This is a genomic window from Microlunatus sp. M237 (assembly GCF_056896895.1).
The window spans coordinates 1,008,032-1,026,211 of sequence record NZ_JBXHBL010000001.1 but is presented as its reverse complement, the minus strand read 5'-3'; the positions used below and the strand labels follow the sequence as shown (position 1 = coordinate 1,026,211).

Sequence of the window (18,180 nt, the reverse complement as noted above, 5' to 3'; positions counted from 1 at the left end):
CAACACACCAGCAAGCTCACGGAGGAACCACACATGGCTCGTGCAGTCGGTATTGACCTCGGAACGACCAACTCAGTCGTCGCCGTACTCGAAGGTGGAGAACCCACCGTCATCCCCAACGCCGAAGGTGCGCGTACCACTCCTTCGGTCGTTGCCTTCGCTAAGGGCGGTGAGGTGCTGGTCGGCGAGGTCGCGAAGCGCCAGGCCGTCACCAACGTCGACCGGACCATCCGTTCCGTCAAGCGCCACATGGGCACTGACTGGAAGGTGAAGATCGACGACAAGGACTACCGCCCGCAGCAGATCAGCGCGTTCGTGCTGCAGAAGCTGAAGCGCGACGCCGAGGCCTACCTGGGTGAGCAGGTCACCAACGCGGTCATCACGGTGCCCGCGTACTTCTCCGACGCCGAGCGTCAGGCGACCAAGGAGGCCGGCGAGATCGCGGGTCTGCAGGTCGACCGCATCATCAACGAGCCGACCGCTGCAGCTCTCGCGTACGGCCTCGACAAGGCCGGCACCGACCAGACCATCCTCGTTTTCGACCTCGGTGGTGGCACCTTTGACGTGTCGCTGCTGGAGATCGGTGACGGCGTCTTCGAGGTGAAGGCCACCAAGGGTGACAACCGCCTCGGTGGTGACGACTGGGACTCCCGCGTCGTCGACTGGCTGGTCAAGCAGTTCAAGAACAAGAACGGCACCGACCTGAGCCAGGACAAGATCGCCCGCCAGCGGCTGCAGGAAGCGGCCGAGAAGGCGAAGATCGAGCTGAGCTCGGCCAGCGAGACCTCCATCAACCTGCCCTACATCACCCTCGGTGAGTCCGGCCCGTTGCACCTGGAGGAGCGGCTGACCCGGTCGGAGTTCCAGCGCATGACCTCCGACCTGCTCGACCGCTGCCGTACCCCGTTCAACGCCGTCGTCTCTGACGCCAAGATCTCCGTCGGCGCCATCGACCACGTCATCCTCGTCGGTGGCTCCACCCGGATGCCCGCCGTCGTCGACCTGGTCAAGGAGCTGACCGGCGGCAAGGAGCCCAACAAGGGTGTCAACCCGGATGAGGTCGTCGCCCTCGGCGCCAGCCTGCAGGCCGGCGTGCTCAAGGGCGAGGTGAAGGACGTCCTGCTGCTGGACGTCACCCCGCTGAGCCTGGGCATCGAGACCAAGGGTGGCGTGATGACCAAGATCATCGAGCGGAACACCACCATCCCGACGCGTCGGGCCGAGGTGTTCACCACCGCTGACGACAACCAGCCATCGGTGATGATCCAGGTCTATCAGGGTGAGCGTGACTTCGCCCGCGACAACAAGTCGCTCGGCAACTTCGAGCTGACCGGCCTGCCGCCCGCACCCCGCGGGGTTCCGCAGGTCGAGGTCGCCTTCGACATCGACGCCAACGGCATCGTGCACGTGCACGCCAAGGACCTCGCCACTGGCAAGGAGCAGTCGATGACCGTCACCGGCGGGTCGGCCCTGGGCAAGGACGACATCGATCGGATGGTGCGCGAGGCTGAGGCGCACGCCGAGGAGGACCGCAAGCGCCGCGAGGCCGTCGAGCTCCGCAACGAGGCCGAGAACCTGGTCTTCCGCACGGAGAAGCTGCTCAGCGACAACGCCGACAAGATCGGTGACGATGTCAAGACGCCGGTCGAGGAGTCCCTGGCCGAGGTCAAGACCGCTCTGGAGGGTGAGGACAACGACGCCGTCAAGAGCGCGGTCGAGAAGCTCAACACCACCAGTGCCGCGCTGGGTCAGGCTATGTACGCGGCGGCCGCTGCCCAGAACGAGGCTCCGACCGAGGCCGGCCAGCCCGGTGACGGCGCCGATGCCAACGGTGCCTCGGCCTCCGAGGACGACGTGGTCGACGCCGAGATCGTGGACGACGAGAAGCCGAGTGAGGCCAAGTGAGCGATCACGACCAGGAACCCACGGGCCCGACGGTGCGGGACAAGCGCCGGATCGACCCTGAGACCTACGAGGTGCGGGAGTCGCCGACGGCGGCTCCCGCCCCCGAGGGCGCAACGGGTCCGGCCGAGCAGGCGGAGACCGCAGCGCCGGTGGAGCCGAGCGAGGTGACCGAGCTGAGGACTGCCCTGGCCGAGCGGACCGCTGACCTGCAGCGGCTCCAGGCCGAGTACGTCAACTACAAGCGCCGAGTCGACCGGGACCGCGACGTGGCCCGGACCGCCGGTGTCGAAGGGGTCCTTCGCGATCTCCTGTCGGTGCTCGACGACCTCCGGTCGGCGCGGCTGCACGAGGAGCTCACCCCGGGCTTCAAGGCCGTCGCCGACGAGATCGAGCGGGTGACCGGCCGGTACGGCCTGGAGGCCTTCGGCGAGAAGGGTGACCCCTTCGACCCACATATCCACGAGGCCCTGCTGCACGCGCACGCCGAGGGGATCGCCGGTCCCACCTGCGTGGAGATCCTGCAGCCCGGCTACAAGATCAAGGAGAAGATCCTGCGTCCGGCGCGGGTGGCGGTGGCGGAGCCCAGCGAGGCGCCGGCCCCCCAGCCCGAGTCGAGCCCCGGGTCTGAGTCGGGCACCGAGCCGGTCGCCGACGACGGCAGCGCCTCCTGACGGCAGGCGCGGCCCGCACGACAGCACACGAAAGACCGGCTTGCAGTGAAGGACCGTACGAGATGAAGGTGGAGGGGAGGCGTCCGTGAGCACCAAGGACTGGATTGAGAAGGACTACTACAAGGTCCTGGGGGTGCCCAAGGACGCCAAGCCCGAGGACATCAAGAAGGCCTACCGGAAGCTGGCCCGGGCCAACCACCCGGACCAGAACCCCGGCAACCCTGAGGCGGAGAAGCGCTTCAAGGAGGTGTCGGAGGCCAACGACGTGTTGTCCAACGAAAGCAAGCGCAAGGAGTACGACGACGCGCGTCGCCTCTTCGGCGGAGGCGGGTTCCGCTTCCCCCGAGGCGGCGGCGCGCAGGCCGGCAGCCCGGTGGACGATCTGTTCCGGCAGGCCCAGCAGGGCGAGGGCAGCTTCTCGGACCTGTTCGGCGGGCTGTTCAACAACGGCGCGACCGGGCCCACGCGCTCCCGCAGCAGCAGTCGGGGCCCACGCCGCGGCAGCGACGTCGAGGGCGAGGTGAGCGTCGACTTCGTCGACGCCATCGACGGAGTCACGGTCGCCATGCAGATGGTGTCGGAGGCGGCCTGTGCGGCGTGCCACGGCACCGGCGCCAAGGCCGGGACCGTGCCGCACGTGTGCCCGACCTGCCAGGGCAGTGGCATGCAGACCTCGACCTCGGGCGGCGTCTTCGCCGTCACCGAACCGTGCCGGGACTGCCGCGGCCGGGGCATGGTGGTCGACGACCCCTGCCCGGTCTGCAGCGGCTCCGGTCGCGCGCGCTCGACCAAGACCATGCAGGTTCGCATCCCGGCCGGTGTGACCGACGGGCAGCGGATCCGGCTCAAGGGCAAGGGCAGCGCCGGTGAGAACGGTGGCGCGGCCGGCGACCTCTACGTGACGGTCCAGGTCCGTCCGCACCCGGTCTTCGGCCGCAAGGGCGACAACCTGACGTTGGACGTGCCGGTGACCTTCACCGAAGCCGCCCTGGGGGCCGAGATCGAGGTGCCCACCCTCAACGGCCCGTCGGTCAGGCTGAGGATTCCCGCCGGTACGCCGAACGGGCGTACCTTCCGGGTCCGGGGCAAGGGCGTCGCCCGACGCGACGGCACCAGGGGTGATCTCCTGGTCACCACCGACGTGGTCGTCCCGGAGTCGCTCACCGACCAGGCACGTTCGGCCCTGGCCCATTACGCCGAGACGGTCGGCACGGTGAACCCGCGGAGCAGGTTGTTCACCAAGGCGTCGACCGGGCGGTCCTGAGGAGGCGTTGGTGATGGCTTTCGGCGACCTTCCGTCGCAGATCGACGAGGACGCCCCCGTCTTCGTCATCTCGGTCGCTGCCCAGCTGGCCGGGATGCACCCGCAGACCCTGCGCAGCTACGACCGGATGGGTCTGGTGTCGCCCCGGCGAACAGCAGGTCGGGGGCGGCGCTACTCCGCCCGTGACATCGCTCGGCTCCGGCTGATCCAGCGGCTGTCCCAGGACGAGGGCATCAACCTCGAGGGCATCCGCCGGATCCTGGCCATGGAGGACGAGCTGCGCGAGCTCCGGTCCCAGGTCGAGGACCTGATGGCCCTTCTGGCCGCGAGCCGGGCGGCGCCGCCCGGAGCCCGGGTCTTCACCGCAGACCCCGTCGGCGGGGTTCATGTTGTCCGCGGCGAGGTCTGGAGGGCGCCGAAAGCACTGCCCAGCCGCGCCTCCGGCTGACCCCACTTCCCATTCACCCGCGGCACTCAGGACTTTTCCGAGTGGGCCGCGGCGGACGAACGACATCTCGCCCGACAACGCACCACACAAGGACAACCATGAACGCAGAGAAACTCACCACCAAGAGCCGCGACGCCGTCTCGGCGGCGCTGCGCAACGCCCTCACCGCCGGCAACCCGAGCGCGGAGCCGTCCCATCTGCTGCACGCGCTGCTGATGGTTCCCGGCAACACGGTCGCCCCGCTGATCAGTGCGATCGGTGCCGATCCCGCCGCGGTCGACGCCGCCGCTCAGAGCGCCATCGCGAAGCTCCCCTCGGCCAGCGGTTCCTCGGTCAGTCAGCCCACCCTCTCCGGTGCGCTCGCCCGGGTGCTGGCCGACGCCGAGACCCGGGCCGAGCAGCTCGGCGACGCATTCGTCGCGACCGAGCACCTGCTCATCTCGCTGGCCACCGTGGACTCCGACGCGAAGACGGTGCTCACCGGTCTCAACGTGACAGCCAAGGCCCTGACCGACGCCTTCAACGCCGCCCGCGGCGACAAGCGGGTAACCAGCGCGGAGTCCGAGGCCACCTCCTCTGCCCTCGACGAGTACGGCCTCGACCTCACCGAGCGCGCCCGCGAGGGCAAGCTCGACCCGGTCATCGGCCGCGACACCGAGATCCGTCGGGTGATCCAGGTGCTGGCCCGGCGGACGAAGAACAACCCGGTGCTGATCGGCGAACCTGGAGTGGGCAAGACCGCGGTGGTCGAAGGACTGGCCCAGCGGCTGGTCGCGGGTGATGTCCCGGACTCGCTGAAGGGTCGTCGGCTGATCTCGCTGGACCTGCCGGCGATGGTCGCGGGCGCGAAATACCGCGGCGAGTTCGAAGAGCGGCTGAAGGCCGTGCTGACCGAGATCCGCGACGCGGAGGGTCAGATCATCACCTTCATCGACGAGCTGCACACCGTGGTCGGCGCCGGTGCCAGCGGCGACTCCTCGATGGACGCCGGCAACATGCTGAAGCCGATGCTGGCCCGAGGCGAGCTGCGGATGATCGGCGCGACCACGCTGGACGAATACCGCGAGCGGATCGAGAAGGACCCGGCGCTGGAGCGCCGCTTCCAGCAGGTCTTCGTCGGCGAGCCGTCGGTCGAGGACACCATCGCCATCCTGCGCGGTCTCCGGGAGCGGTACGAGGCGCACCACAAGGTCGCCATCACCGACACCGCCCTGGTCGCCGCAGCCTCGCTGTCCAACCGCTACATCACCTCCCGGCAGCTGCCGGACAAGGCCATCGACCTGATCGACGAGGCGGCGTCTCGGCTGCGGATGGAGATCGACTCCTCACCGGAGGAGATCGACCAGCTGCGCCGCCACGTCGATCGGATGACCATGCAGCAGCTGGCGCTGGAGAAGGAGCAGGACCCAGGCAGCGTCGAGCGGCTCAACCGACTGCGCGCCGAGCTGGCCGACGCCCAGGAGGAGCTGCGGTCGCTGGAATCGCGCTGGGCCGCCGAGAAGGAGGGCCTGAACCGGGTCGGCGACCTGCGGAAGAAGATCGACGAGCTGCGCAGCGAGGCCGAGCGTGCCCTGCGCGAGGGCGACCTGGTCCGGGCCAGCGAGATCTCCTACGGTGAGATCCCGGCCCTGCAGCAGGAGCTGGCACAGGCCGACAAGGCCGAGTCGGAGACCGCGTCGATGGTCTCCGAGGAGGTCGGCGCCAACGACATCGCCGAGGTGGTGGCCAACTGGACGGGTATCCCGGTCGGTCGGTTGCTGCAGGGCGAGAGCGAGAAGCTGCTGAAGATGGAGGAAGGCCTTGGTCGGCGGCTGATCGGTCAGCGGCAGGCCGTGGTCGCCGTGTCCGACGCCGTCCGCCGGTCACGTGCCGGCATCTCCGACCCCAACCGACCGACCGGGTCGTTCCTGTTCCTCGGCCCGACCGGGGTGGGCAAGACTGAGCTGGCCAAGGCCCTGGCGGAGTTCCTGTTCGACGACGAGCGAGCCATGATTCGGATCGACATGAGCGAGTACTCCGAGAAGCACTCGGTGTCCCGCCTGGTCGGTGCCCCTCCCGGCTACGTCGGCTATGAGGAAGGTGGCCAGCTGACCGAGGCGGTTCGGCGGCGGCCGTACTCCGTGGTGCTGCTGGACGAGGTGGAGAAGGCGCACAGCGAGGTCTTCGACATCCTGCTTCAGGTGCTCGACGACGGCCGGCTGACCGACGGCCAGGGCCGTACCGTGGACTTCCGCAACGTCATCTTGATCTTGACGTCCAACCTCGGTTCGCAGTTCTTGGCCGACCAGACGCTGGAGGCGGAGATGAAGCGCAACGCGGTGATGGGCGTGGTGCGCAATGCGTTCAAGCCCGAGTTCCTCAACCGGCTGGACGACATCGTCTTGTTCGACCCGCTTGGCACCAACGACCTGGCACGGATCGTCGATATCAACCTGGATCGGCTCAACGCCCGGCTGGCCGAGCGGCGGATCCACGTCGAGGTCAGCCAGGCAGCCCGTGACTGGTTGGCTCTGACCGGGTTCGACCCCGTCTACGGTGCCCGGCCGCTGCGCCGTCTGGTGCAGTCGACGATCGAGGACCAGCTGGCTCGCAAGGTGTTGGCGGGTGAGGTCGCCGAGGGCGATCATGTCGCGTTCGACCTCGATCCGGCAGCGGACGGCATCACCATCGTCTCGCCGGAGCTGGTCAAGGCCTGACCGTTGTCAGACACCGACCTGGTGCTCCGCCCAGGTGACGACGGGGTGCGGCTCATCCCCGACCGGGCGTACGCCTCGGCGTACACCCTGCGGATGGGCCGCACCGATCAGTCGTACGTCGACCTCGACGACCCGCTGCGGCTTGAGTTCGACTACGTGCAACGGATGGCCGACGCCGTCGACGCGCACGCCCCGGCCGGGCAACGGCTGCGGGTGGTGCACGTCGGCGGTGCCGCCATGACTTTGCCGCGCTATGTCAGCGTCACTCGGCCGCAGTCCGCGCAGATCGTGCTCGAGCCCGACACCGAGCTGACCGAGTTCGTCCGCGAGCATGTGCCGCTGCCCAAGCGCAGCGGCATCAAGGTCCGCGGCATCGACGGACGTTCCGGGATCGCGGAGCTGCGCGACGACTTCGCCGATCTGGTCGTCGTTGACGCGTTCGAGGGTGCCCGGGTGCCCGCTGAGCTGGGGACGGTCGAGTTCTTCGCCGACGTGCACCGAGTGCTGGTCGACACGGGGGCGATCCTGATCAACCTGACCGAACGGGCACCGTTCGACTACGGTCGCCGGGTGCTGGCCGGCGTCGCTGCGGTGTTCGAGCACACCGTGCTCAGCGCCGAGCCCGCCACGTTGAAGGGACGACGCTTCGGCAACGTGCTGATCCAGGGCTCGTCCGCGCCGCTGCCGATCGAAGAGCTGGCCCGGCGGGCGGGCAGCTCGGCCTTCCCATACCGGGTGGTGCACGGCGCGCGGCTGACCCAGCTCGTCGGCGGCGGCCGGCCGTTCACCGCGGCGGATGCGGAGATGTCGCCTGCGCCGCCGCAGGGGAGGACTCACTTCGGCTGACCCCGCTTCGGGGGAGGGGATACCCCCCGGCCGAAGACGGGTGTGAGGCGGCGTGTGCCGGGCCGGTCGCGTCGACAGGCTGAGGTCATGACTTTTCCCACCCTCCCCTCAGGCCGACCAAGCGCCCAACCGGGCCGGGCCGCCAGCGACTTCGGCCCGTTGGCCGCCGAGATCCGAGCCGCCGGGCTGCTGGAGCGCCGACTCGACTACTACGGCCGCGTCGGGCTACTGATCGGGTTGGCGCTGATCGCCCTGGTGGCCGGACTCACCCTGCTCGGCGCAACCAGCTGGGCGCTTCTGCTGGCAGTGCCGGCCGCGCTGATCTCCGCCCAGATCAGCTTCCTCGGCCATGACGCCGGGCACCAGCAGATCTCCGACTCGCGCCGGACCAACCGCGTCATCGGCCTGGCCTGCGCCAACCTGCTGGTCGGCATCAGCTACGGCTGGTGGCAGGACAAGCACCTGCGACACCACGCCAACCCCAACCACGAAGGGCTCGACCCGGACGTCGGCGAAGGGGTGATCGCCTGGACCGAGGCACAGGCGCAGCGCAAGACCGGCTTCGCCCGCTGGTTCACCCGGCATCAGGCGGTGCTGTTCTTCCCCCTGCTGACCTTGGAGGGCTGGAACCTGACAATGGCCGGCTTCCGCTCGCTGCGGTCCCGGCCACTCGCCTCACGGATCCTTGAGACGGGTCTGCTCGTTGTCCACTTCGCTGTGTATCTCGGCGTCCTGGTGACGTGCCTCGGTCCTCAGCTCGCGGTGCTGTTCGTCCTGATCCACCGCGGTCTCTACGGTCTCAACCTCGGCGCGGCTTTCGCTCCCAACCACAAGGGGATGGCGATGCCGGAGGCCGGCTCCCGGCTGGACCACCTCCGCAAGCAGGTGCTCACCTCACGTGACGTGTCCGGCGGGCCGCTGGTCGACTTCATGCTCGGTGGTCTGAACTACCAGGTGGAGCACCACCTGTTCCCCAGCATGCCGCGGCCGCATCTGGCGTTGGCCCAGCCGATCATCGTGGCGCACTGCGCCCGGGTCGGGCTGCCGTTCCGCATCTGCAGCGTGGTGGAGTCCTATGGCGAGTGCCTGCGCTATCTGCACCGCAGCGGGCGGTGACACAATCTCGCCCGACGCGGCACGCAGTCGCGCAGTCGCGCAGTCGTGCAGTCGCGCAGGGGAGGAGAACCGATGAGCCAGCCCATCCACGGGTCGTTCGTGGTCACCGAGCGGAACACCAGCGTCCAGTTCGCCACCGGGGACGGCCGGGTGAACCTGGTGGTCACCGCGCTCGATCCGATCCCGCGCGCGGGTGAGACCGTCGACCTCGGCACCGGTGAGCTGTTCGTTGTCGAGCACGTCCGGTGGGTCCTGCAGCCCGGCGGCGGTCTGGCCTCGGGCAGCGCCGTCGCCCGGGTCCTGCTGGGTCCGGTTTCGGGTGGCGCCGACCATCGCTGATCGAACCATCGCTGACCGAACCATCGCCGGCCGCTCCCGAGGCGGCCGGCTGCGGCTGGGCCGCCGGCGTGGTCGTTGCTCCGATCGATCCACCTAGGCTGGTCTCATGTCATCACCTCCGGTGCCGTCCGGCCCGCCGCAGTTCTACCCGCCCGGGGCGCCGTCCGGGCGTCCGAGCCGGCCGGAGGTCTCCGTTGCGCCGACGCCGCCCAGTCCTGCACCTGGCTATCCAGGCGCTTCCTATCCGGGCCCTTCCTATCCGAGACAGCCCTATCCGGCAGCTCCGTATGCGGGCCCTTCCTATTCGGGAGCCCAGCCCTATCCGGGAGCCCAGCCGTATCCAGACGGGCGCGGCCGCCAGGACCAGCGCCCCGGTGCCGTTGCGGTGGCGTCCAGCCTGGCGGTCACCGCCTCGGCGCAGTGGCTGTGTGCGCTCGGCTTCGTCTGGTTGGTCGCCTACGCCGCAATCGGTGAGCTGAACAGCTCCGGCGCCGACAGCGTGATCTTCCACATGATGAACCGCTTTCACTACCGGATGCTCGACGGCTTGGCCTGGCCACTTTTCGGGGTGCCTCTGGTCTCGTTGGTCGCCGGGCTGCTGCTGTTGGCACGGCGTCGCTGGGCCCAGTTGCTGTTCGTCGGGACCGGCGTCGTGGCCTGCGCCTGGTCGGCCTGGCTGCTCCGCTCGAACCTGCAGTGGTGGCTGCCGGTGGCGGCCTACATCGGCCTGTCGTGTCTGCTGGTCTGCCTGCCGTCGGTGAACCGTTGGTATCGCGAGGGCTCGCCGACCGCTTGAAGCTAGCCGAGCTTCGCGGCGGGGAGGGTGGCCAGCCGGCGTAGCGCCTCGTCGATCACGGCGTCGGACTTGCAGAACGCCCAGCGGACATACGGCCGGCCCGCGTCAACGCGGTCGTAGAACACCGAATGGGGGATGGCGACCACGCCGCAGGTCAGCGGCAGCCGGCGACAGAACTCGACCCCGTCGTCGAAGCCCAGCGGGCGGACGTCGGTGCTGAGGAAGTATGTGCCTCGCGAGGGCGCAGCGGTGAGACCCAGCTCCCGGAGCCCGGCGCCGAGTCGGTCCCGCTTGGATTGCAGGGCCAGCCGCTGCTGCTCCACCCAGTCGCCGGCGTGCTCCAGGGCGTACGCGACCGCCGGCTGGAAGGGTGAGCCACTGACGTAGGTGAGGAACTGCTTCACCGCGGTGATCTCGGTGATCAGCTCCGGGGTGCTGAGCGCCCAGCCGATCTTCCAGCCGGTGGCCGAGAAGGTCTTGCCGGCCGAGGAGATTCGCACAGTCCGCTCGCGCATCCCCGGGTACGTCGCCAGCGGCCGGTGCACCGCGTCGTCGAAGACGAGGTGCTCGTAGACCTCGTCGCAGACCACCAGCACGTCATGGGCCACGGCCAGCCGGGCGATCTCGGCCAGCTCGGCCTCGTCCAGGACCATTCCGGTGGGGTTGTGCGGAGAGTTGACCAACAACAGCTTGGTGCGCGGTGTGAAGGCGGCGCGAAGCTCGTCGAGATCCAGCCGGAAATCGGGTCCGAACACACCGACGCCGACCCGGACGCCGCCCGCCAGGTCGATCGAGGCGGCATAGGAGTCGTAGAACGGCTCCAGCGCGATCACCTCGTCGCCGGGGTCGACGAAGGCCAGGATCGCCGCCGCCAGCGCCTCGGTGGCTCCGGTGGTGACCAGCACCTCGGTGTCGGCGTCGTAGACCAGGTCATAGTGCCGCTCGGTGTGCGCGGCGATCGCGGAGCGCAGCGCGGGAATGCCGCGTCCGGGCGGGTACTGGTTGGCGCCGTCGGTGATGGCTTGGCGGGCCGCGGCCAGCATCGGCTCGGGCCCGTCGGTGTCCGGGAATCCCTGGCCGAGGTTGACCGAGCCGGTGCTCACTGCCAGTGCCGACATCTCGGCGAAGATCGTCGTCGTCGACGACTTCACCCGGTCCGCTTTCCACGCTGACGCCATGTCCGGCAGCGTAGCGGGGTGGCCGTGCCGGCCGTCGGTGCAGGCCGGTCAGTCGACGGTGAGCTCGGCCATCGCCCGGCGGGCATCCGGCAGCAGCTCCGGCGGGGAGTTCTCCGGAATGGAGGCGTAGAACAGGCCGGCCGTCCCGTCACCGGTGTCCACGATGACGACGATCAGCCGTTCGCTCTTGGCCGCGATGGTGGGGATGTCGAAGTGTAGGTCGGACTCGATCACCCAGGCGGGCTTGCCGTCGACGGTCATCGCCTCGTTGCGCTCGTCGTCCCGCGTCACCTCGGAGTTGCCGTAGAACGTGCCGATGACGCACTTCACGACGATCTCCGCCCCGGCCTGCGGCTGGTAGAAGCCGTCACCCGAGGCCAGCTCGCCGACCAGGACGGCGGCGAGCCAGTCCATTTCACCGCCGGTCTCGACGACGACCGACTGGATGAGGACGTCCTGGCCGAACGCCACCCGATACTCCGGCTCGGGAGCCGACCACGGTGCGCCGAGCTGGGGGTAGGACAGTGACCCACCGTGGACGCGTCCGTCACCCGGCTGCGGGCGGGGGGTGGCACTGGCCTGGGTCGGACAGACCTTGGTGGAGGGGTTGCCGCCCGCCAGGCCGCCGTCCCCGAGTTCGCCGCCGAGGGAGCGCACACCAAGCACGATGAGCACGACGACGACCACGACAAGAGCGAGCAGACCCACCCACAGACCGGTTCGGCGTGACGATGGTCGCCCGGGGCCTGGCTGGATCGGGCCTGACTTGACAGGGCCTGACGGGATCGGGCCTGGGGCCGGCTGCTGGCCGGATGCGGCGGGCGGTGCAGCCGTAGGGGTGGGGGAGAGCGCAGCCGACCAGGTCCGTCCGTCCCAGTAGCGGAACATCCCGCGTTGACCACCCGGATCGGGATACCAGCCGGCTGATGCGCTCACGCCGCCGAGTCTAGAGCGGCGGTGTACCCGTTCCCGATATGGCGCAGCGCTGCGAGGACAGGACCGTCTATCGTGAGTGCATGCGTTTCACCGTCTCGTCCTGGTGGTGGCTGCACAAGCAGCCGTAACGCACACGCGCGCGGGCTGCACGGCAGCCCGCGGTCCTGCGGCCAGGTTCTTGTCCGTGCAGCTCCTTGACCTCGGAGCAGACATGGACTCGTTCACCGCCACCGCCGCCCGGATGCCGACATTGCGGGCCGCCATCGCCGACCACCCGGAGCGCTTTCGCATCCTGACGGGGGAACGCCCCACCGGACAGCTGCATCTGGGCCACTACTTCGGGACCATCGCCGAGCGGGTCCGGTTGCAGGCCGCCGGAGTGGACACCTTCGTCATCCTGGCCGACTACCAAGTGATCACCGATCGGGATCTCGCCGACAACGTCAAGGAGAACGTGTACGGCGCCGTCTTGGACTACCTGGCTGCCGGTCTCGACTGCGCGGCGACGACGATCTTCACCCACTCGGCGGTGCCCGCGCTGAACCAGCTGATGCTCCCATTCCTGAGTCTGGTGACAGAAGCTGAGCTGCATCGCAACCCCACCGTCAAGGCGGAGTTGGCTGCCTCCGGGCGTGCGTTGAGTGCCCTGCTGCTCACCTATCCGGTGCACCAGGCGGCGGATATCCTTTTCTGCAAAGGAAATCTCGTGCCGGTGGGCAAGGACAACCTCCCCCACGTCGAGCTGGCGCGGACGATCGCCCGTCGCTTCAACGATCGTTTCGGCGCCGTCTTTCCCGAACCGGCGGCCTTGATCACCCACACACCGGAGCTGCCCGGGCTGGACGGGCGCAAGATGTCCAAGAGCTATGGCAACACCATTGCGCTGGGGATGACCGAGGACGAGACCGCCCGCGTGATCCAGCGAGCCCGTACCGACTCCAACCGCACCATCACGTACGACCCGGCCAACCGCCCTGGGGTCGCCGGGCTCCTGGCCACGGCGGCGATCTGTCTCGGACGAGCCCCCGAACAGATCGCCGTCGAGCTAGGCGGGGCCGGCAGCGGCGCTCTCAAGAACCTCACCATTGACGCGGTGAACGACTTCCTGCGCGACCACCGCCGACGCCGGAATGCACTCAGCTTCGCTGACGCGGCTGCGGTGCTCCGCGAGGGCAACGAGCGGGCCCGGTCCGTCGCGGAGGTGACCCTCGCGGAGGTTCGCGAGGTGATGGGCATGCTCTACTGATCGCGCCCCAAGACAGCCCCGCAGGCTCGGTCCTGATCAGCTGTAGTCGGCCCAGACGGCGTGAGCGGCGCCGTCCACGGTGACCTCGCCGCCGTACGGCAGGATCCACTGGGGCCGAGTGTGACCGAACGGTATCCCGACACAGACCACGGCGTCGGGGTTGTAACGCCCGATGGTCTCGATGGCGACCTCGCGCTGAGCCAGTCGATGAGCGGCGCGTTCGATCGGGGATGGGCGGAGGCGGCCCAGGTCGGCGGCCGTCGGCCGGGCGACCAGGACCGCGTCGACGGCGGCGAGCACGCCGCGCTCGCCCAGCGAGCGCAGGATCCAACCGAACTCGCGGGCCGAGATGATCTCCTCGCTCGTCTCGAGAAGAAGCACGCCGCCGGACAGCACGGCCGGGTCGGTGTCGAACCTGCCGGCCGTGAGGATCCACTGGAGGACCTCGATACAGCCGCCCCAGGTCGGTCCGGACACCACCCGGGGCGGTCCCGCCCAGGTCCACGGCTCGGTGGGTTCCCGGTCGCCGTACTCGGTCAGGGCCGCCGGGTCGGACCATTCGCGACCGTGGTCCTCCGACTCGCCAGGCTCGGTGAGCCGCAGCCGTTCTCCGGTGATCAGCGCGGCCCGAAGCGCCGCCAAGTGGATCGGGTCCACCTGCGGACCGGCGCCGAGATGTATCTGCGTCGAGCCGCCGTAGAAGCCGGCAACGCCGTTGGTCCACAGCCAGTTCAGCAGATTGGTGTTGTCGCTGTAGCCGAGGAACGGCTTCGGGTCGGCCCGGACGGCTTCGGCATCCAGCAGCGGCACCACGGTGATCTGGTCCTCACCGCCGACCGTGGCCAGCACCGCCCGAATCGACGGATCGGCGAAAGCGGCGTTGAGGTCCGCCGCCCGGTCCGATGCGCTCGCCCCGAGCCGACGGGTGGTCGGATACTCGACCGGGAGAAGACCGGTGAGTTCGGTCAGTCGTCGCAGCGCCTGCTCGTGGACGGCCGGCCCGATTGCTGGGGCCGCGAACGAGGGGGAGAGGACGGCCACCCGATCGCCTGGGCGGGCCTTGCTGGGGTGGAGAAGAGGAAGCGGCACCCCACCATCTGGTCAGCCGCTCCTTCCTGCGTCAAACAGGTTTCCAGCTCGCCCTCGGCCTGGTCGCTCAGGCACTGCCACACGGCGCGCGGGTAAGGCCCATATTCAGAACTGCGGAGCAAGCGGTGGCGCTGGGATTGACGCCCTCGGCAGACTGGAGCGATGGACACCAGCCCTCGCCGTGCCCGCACGCCCTCCGGCGCTGCGACGCCGGGCAAGCGCCCGGGCCGCCGGCGGCTGTCGGCTGCCGGCGTGATCGGGGCTGTGCTGCTTCTCGTCGGGCTCTGCTGCTTCGGCTGGGTCGGCTATCAGTACTTCGGCACCAATGTCGTCGCCCGGAACGCGTTCGAGCAGGAGAAGGACGGCCTGCGGGCCAAGTGGGAGACCGCGCCACGTGAACAGAAGTCGGGCCAGGGCGAGACGAAGCCGGCCAAGCTCGAGGAGGCGCTGCCCGGTGATGCCATCGCACTGCTGCGGGTGCCCAGGTTCGGCGATGACTTCGAGGTGCCGATCCTGTCGGGGACCAGTTTGGACATCCTCTCCCGCGGCGTGGGCCATTACGAGTCGACCGCGGGCCCGGGGGAGAAGGGCAACTTCGCCATCGCCGGACACCGGGTCACCCACGGTCAGCCGTTCTCCCGGCTGCTGGAGCTGCGGATCGGTGACTCGGTGGTTGTCGAGACCCAAGCCGCCATCTACACCTACGTCGTCGACCTGTCCCCGGCCGAGCTCACCGTGCCGGACACCCGTACCTGCGTCATCGACGCGGTGCCGTGCGGATCGGACGCCGCGTGGGGCGGGTCGCTGCTCACGCTGACCACCTGTGAGGACATCTTCCGATCGCCTGACCGGTCGGTCGGGTACGCCCATCTGGAGACCACGCAGAAGAAGTAGGACCTTCCTTCGCCTCGCCCCCGGCGAGTCGCTGGGGAGCCGATTCGAAACGGCGGCGTCGGGGAACTGCCGAGGTAGGACTATCGCCGGAGGTGAGAGACCACCATGTCGCAGCCCACGCCGACCGCCGCTGAGCTCAGTCCCTCCGCGAGCAGCGCAGGTGCGTGCGGGCGCCCGCGGCGCCGCTCCTCGGCAGCCAGTGATTACACCAGCGAGTACGCCCAGCTGCTCCAGACGGTCCGCGACGCCGGTCTCCTCGACCGGCGTATCGGCTTCTACGTCGGCCTCTCTGCGGCGCTGCTGGCCGCACTGGTCGGGGTAGCGGTGGCGATGGTCCAGCTCGGCGACTCCTGGTGGCAGCTAGGGCTGGCCGCGGTGGCAGGAGCGTTGCTGGCGCAGTTCGGGTTCCTGGCGCACGAGGCCGCCCACCGGGAGATCTTCTCCTCCGGCGTGGCCAACGACCGGGTAGGTCGGTGGATCGGCTGCCTGGTGGTCGGCGTCAGCTTCACCTGGTGGAAGGCGGGGCACAACCGTCACCACGCCCACCCCAACATCATCGGCAAGGACCCCAGCGTGGCGAAGGGTGCGTTCTCGTTCACCGCGGAGGACGCCGCGCGGTCCCGAGGGCTCGCGGCCTGGTACACCCGGCACCAGGGCTGGTTCTTCTTCCCGCTGCTGCTGTTGGCCGGGGTCAATCTGCACATCGACGGCTTCCGCGCGGTGCTCGGTCGGCACCGGATCGAACACCGGGCGACCGAGTTGGTGCTGCTGCTGGTCCGCACCGTCGCGTATCTGAGCGCGTTGATCGTGCTGTTGCCGCCCGGCAAGGCGGTCGCCTTCCTTGCCGTGCAGCTGGCCGCTTTCGGGGTCGGCATCGCCTCGGCCTTCGTGCCCAACCACATCGGGATGCCGATCCTGCCGCGGGACACCTCGATCGACTACCTGCGCCGGCAGGTGTTGGCGTCACGCAACATCCGTGGCGGGCTACCGATGACCATGGCCATGGGCGGCCTCAACTATCAGATCGAACACCACCTGTTCCCGTCCATGCCCCGCCCGGCGCTGCGCCAGGCCCGGGTCGTGGTGCGGCGGTACTGCGCCGCGCGGGGGATCGGCTACACCGAGACCGCCCTGCTGCCGGCGTACGCCCAGATCGTGCGCTATCTCAACCGGGTCGGACTGGCCGCCGGTCGGCATCCGCTCCGCTGTCCGGTGGCCTCAGGGCTCGGCCGCTGATCTGGTCGATCTGGCGGTCCTGGCCGTCATCGCGGCGTCCACTAGGGTGTCGGTCGTGTCCGATGACAAGACGACCCTGGTCGACGCCATCAAGTCCCTCGCCGTGGTGCACGGGGAGGTGACCCTGTCGTCTGGCCGTACCGCCGACTACTACGTGGACATGCGCCGCGTCACCCTCGACGGCGCCACCGCGCCGGTGATCGGTCGGGTGATGCGCGACCTGGTCGCTGACTGGGACTTCGAGGCCGTCGGCGGCCTCACCCTCGGCGCCGACCCGGTGGCCACGGCGATGCTGCATGCGGCCGCGGCCGAGGGGACCGTGCTGGACGCGTTCGTCGTCCGCAAGGCGGAGAAGGCGCACGGGCTGCAGCGCCGGATCGAAGGATCACCGGTCGAGGGCCGCCGGGTGCTGGCGGTCGAGGACACCAACACCACCGGTGGCTCGGTGCTGACGGCCGTCGAGGCACTGCGAGAAGCCGGCGCCGAGGTGGTCGGGGTCGCTGTCATCGTCGACCGGGACACGGGCGCTCGCGAGCGGATCGAGAGCGAGGGCCTCGCCTACCGGTATGCCGTCAGCGCCGCCGATCTCGGGCTGGTCTGAGCTCTGCCCCGCCCAGGCACTAGCCTGGGTTCCGGTCAGCCGACGCGGCCGGTCGTTGTGCGCTCCCTGCGTGCGAAGCCGTCCGCCTTTCTCACAGGAGTCCCGATGAGTGCTGTCGTCATCATTGTCATCATCTTGGTGATCGTGATCATCCTCGCCCTCGTGGCGATGGGTTCCTACAACGGCTTCGTCAAGTCGCGCAACCTGATCCAGGAGTCCTGGCGCCAGATCGACGTCGAGCTCAACCGGCGCTACGAGCTGCTGCCCAACCTGGTCGAGACCGTCCGGGCGTACGCCGCGCACGAGCGCAACACCCTCGAGGACATCACCCGACTCCGCAGCCAGGCGCAGCAGATCTCGGCGGCCGACGGTTCGCTGCCGAGCCAGCAGCGCAGTGATGTGGAGGAGCAGCTCTCCGGAGCGGTGCGCAACCTGATCGTGAGCGTCGAGGCGTACCCGGACCTGAAGAGCAACCAGAACTTCCTCGAGCTGCAGCGCCAGCTGGCCGAGACGGAGGACCGGATCGCGGCCGGCCGCCGGTTCTACAACGCCAACGTCCGGGTCTACAACACCAAGATCGACTCGGTGCCCTCCAACGTCATCGCCAATATGTTCAAGTTCGAGAAGGCCACCTACTTCGAGGTCAACGACCCGTCGGTGCGCCAGGCCCCCAACGTGAGCTTCGGCGAGATCGCCTATCGCGGAGACCAGCCCCAGCCCGGCCAGGCCCAGTCCGCTCAGGTCCAGGATCAGCCCGGTCAGCTGCCGCAGCAGCCGTCGGCGCCGCCGGTGAACTTCGACCCGGGAAGCTCGCTGCCGAACCCGCAGCAGACCTACCAGACACCTCCCGGCGGCTATCCGCCCCCGCCGAGCCAGAACCCGAACGACCAGCGCTGACGCTGTCGTCCACCCGTACCTG

General features: G+C 69.2%; 17 protein-coding genes. 14 read left to right on the top strand and 3 right to left on the bottom strand.

What is annotated here, in order from left to right:
• The first annotated feature begins 33 nt into the window (after window positions 1–33).
• From dnaK to AC1XX3_RS04880, 9 genes are all read left to right on the top strand, one after another.
• Window positions 34–1,905 (top strand): molecular chaperone DnaK, encoded by a 1,872-nt coding sequence (gene dnaK / locus AC1XX3_RS04920; protein ID WP_483319948.1) that lies wholly within the window; start codon window positions 34–36, stop codon window positions 1,903–1,905.
• Window positions 1,902–2,576 (top strand): nucleotide exchange factor GrpE, encoded by a 675-nt coding sequence (grpE, locus tag AC1XX3_RS04915; protein ID WP_483319947.1) that lies wholly within the window; start codon window positions 1,902–1,904, stop codon window positions 2,574–2,576. Before dnaK ends, grpE begins: the two co-directional genes overlap by 4 nt.
• An 85-nt stretch (window positions 2,577–2,661) precedes the next feature.
• A complete protein-coding gene (dnaJ, locus tag AC1XX3_RS04910) occupies window positions 2,662–3,840 on the top strand; it encodes a molecular chaperone DnaJ (protein WP_483319946.1) in 1,179 nt (392 codons plus the stop codon).
• Window positions 3,841–3,853: 13 nt separating this feature from the next.
• Complete coding sequence (locus AC1XX3_RS04905; RefSeq protein ID WP_483319945.1) at window positions 3,854–4,288, top strand: heat shock protein transcriptional repressor HspR; 435 nt, start codon at window positions 3,854–3,856, stop codon at window positions 4,286–4,288.
• A gap of 98 nt (window positions 4,289–4,386) precedes the next feature.
• On the top strand, window positions 4,387–6,984 hold the full coding sequence (clpB, locus tag AC1XX3_RS04900) for an ATP-dependent chaperone ClpB (RefSeq protein WP_483319944.1): 2,598 nt from the start codon (window positions 4,387–4,389) through the stop codon (window positions 6,982–6,984).
• 93 nt (window positions 6,985–7,077) lie between these two features.
• A complete protein-coding gene (locus AC1XX3_RS04895) occupies window positions 7,078–7,830 on the top strand; it encodes a spermidine synthase (protein WP_483320214.1) in 753 nt (250 codons plus the stop codon).
• A gap of 87 nt (window positions 7,831–7,917) precedes the next feature.
• On the top strand, window positions 7,918–8,946 hold the full coding sequence (locus tag AC1XX3_RS04890; protein WP_483319943.1) for a fatty acid desaturase family protein: 1,029 nt from the start codon (window positions 7,918–7,920) through the stop codon (window positions 8,944–8,946).
• Window positions 8,947–9,018: 72 nt separating this feature from the next.
• The gene (locus AC1XX3_RS04885; RefSeq protein ID WP_483319942.1) at window positions 9,019–9,285 is read left to right on the top strand and encodes a hypothetical protein; all 267 of its coding nucleotides are present in this window, start codon (window positions 9,019–9,021) and stop codon (window positions 9,283–9,285) included.
• Between the two features lie 385 nt (window positions 9,286–9,670).
• Complete coding sequence (locus AC1XX3_RS04880; RefSeq protein WP_483319941.1) at window positions 9,671–10,081, top strand: hypothetical protein; 411 nt, start codon at window positions 9,671–9,673, stop codon at window positions 10,079–10,081.
• Between the two features lie 2 nt (window positions 10,082–10,083).
• Here AC1XX3_RS04880 and AC1XX3_RS04875 read toward each other — a convergent pair whose 3' ends face one another.
• Both AC1XX3_RS04875 and AC1XX3_RS04870 read right to left on the bottom strand, forming a co-directional pair.
• Complete coding sequence (locus AC1XX3_RS04875; protein ID WP_483319940.1) at window positions 10,084–11,259, bottom strand: pyridoxal phosphate-dependent aminotransferase; 1,176 nt, start codon at window positions 11,257–11,259, stop codon at window positions 10,084–10,086.
• A gap of 48 nt (window positions 11,260–11,307) precedes the next feature.
• Entirely contained in the window at window positions 11,308–12,195 is an 888-nt protein-coding gene (locus tag AC1XX3_RS04870) for a DUF2510 domain-containing protein (protein ID WP_483319939.1), read from the bottom strand.
• A 211-nt stretch (window positions 12,196–12,406) separates the two neighbouring features.
• Between AC1XX3_RS04870 and trpS the strand changes: the two genes are divergently transcribed.
• A complete protein-coding gene (gene trpS, locus AC1XX3_RS04865; RefSeq protein ID WP_483320213.1) occupies window positions 12,407–13,441 on the top strand; it encodes a tryptophan--tRNA ligase in 1,035 nt (344 codons plus the stop codon).
• A gap of 36 nt (window positions 13,442–13,477) precedes the next feature.
• Here trpS and AC1XX3_RS04860 read toward each other — a convergent pair whose 3' ends face one another.
• Window positions 13,478–14,482: a S66 family peptidase gene (locus tag AC1XX3_RS04860; protein ID WP_483319938.1), complete on the bottom strand. Its 1,005-nt coding sequence runs from the start codon at window positions 14,480–14,482 to the stop codon at window positions 13,478–13,480.
• Window positions 14,483–14,692: 210 nt separating this feature from the next.
• Here AC1XX3_RS04860 and AC1XX3_RS04855 point away from each other — a divergent pair, with 210 nt between their 5' ends.
• The 4 genes from AC1XX3_RS04855 (at window position 14,693) to AC1XX3_RS04840 (ending at window position 18,158) form a co-directional block, all read left to right on the top strand.
• The gene (locus AC1XX3_RS04855; protein WP_483319937.1) at window positions 14,693–15,424 is read left to right on the top strand and encodes a class E sortase; all 732 of its coding nucleotides are present in this window, start codon (window positions 14,693–14,695) and stop codon (window positions 15,422–15,424) included.
• A gap of 105 nt (window positions 15,425–15,529) precedes the next feature.
• Window positions 15,530–16,660: a fatty acid desaturase family protein gene (locus AC1XX3_RS04850; protein WP_483319936.1), complete on the top strand. Its 1,131-nt coding sequence runs from the start codon at window positions 15,530–15,532 to the stop codon at window positions 16,658–16,660.
• Window positions 16,661–16,715: 55 nt separating this feature from the next.
• Window positions 16,716–17,261, top strand: a complete 546-nt coding sequence (gene pyrE / locus AC1XX3_RS04845; protein ID WP_483319935.1) for an orotate phosphoribosyltransferase — start codon at window positions 16,716–16,718, stop codon at window positions 17,259–17,261.
• A gap of 105 nt (window positions 17,262–17,366) precedes the next feature.
• Entirely contained in the window at window positions 17,367–18,158 is a 792-nt protein-coding gene (locus tag AC1XX3_RS04840) for a LemA family protein (protein ID WP_483319934.1), read from the top strand.
• Window positions 18,159–18,180: the final 22 nt, after the last annotated feature.

Bases quoted from the DNA above. Each gene is read 5' to 3' on its own strand.
- AC1XX3_RS04895 (WP_483320214.1), top strand. From the start codon at position 7,078: ATGGGCCGCACCGATCAGTCGTACGTCGACCTCGACGACCCGCTGCGG.
- AC1XX3_RS04905 (WP_483319945.1), top strand. From the start codon at position 3,854: ATGGCTTTCGGCGACCTTCCGTCGCAGATCGACGAGGACGCCCCCGTC.
- clpB (WP_483319944.1), top strand. From the start codon at position 4,387: ATGAACGCAGAGAAACTCACCACCAAGAGCCGCGACGCCGTCTCGGCG.
- AC1XX3_RS04890 (WP_483319943.1), top strand. From the start codon at position 7,918: ATGACTTTTCCCACCCTCCCCTCAGGCCGACCAAGCGCCCAACCGGGC.
- trpS (WP_483320213.1), top strand. From the start codon at position 12,407: ATGGACTCGTTCACCGCCACCGCCGCCCGGATGCCGACATTGCGGGCC.
- AC1XX3_RS04875 (WP_483319940.1), bottom strand. From the start codon at position 11,259: ATGGCGTCAGCGTGGAAAGCGGACCGGGTGAAGTCGTCGACGACGACG.
- AC1XX3_RS04885 (WP_483319942.1), top strand. From the start codon at position 9,019: ATGAGCCAGCCCATCCACGGGTCGTTCGTGGTCACCGAGCGGAACACC.
- AC1XX3_RS04855 (WP_483319937.1), top strand. From the start codon at position 14,693: ATGGACACCAGCCCTCGCCGTGCCCGCACGCCCTCCGGCGCTGCGACG.
- AC1XX3_RS04850 (WP_483319936.1), top strand. From the start codon at position 15,530: ATGTCGCAGCCCACGCCGACCGCCGCTGAGCTCAGTCCCTCCGCGAGC.
- dnaK (WP_483319948.1), top strand. From the start codon at position 34: ATGGCTCGTGCAGTCGGTATTGACCTCGGAACGACCAACTCAGTCGTC.
- AC1XX3_RS04840 (WP_483319934.1), top strand. From the start codon at position 17,367: ATGAGTGCTGTCGTCATCATTGTCATCATCTTGGTGATCGTGATCATC.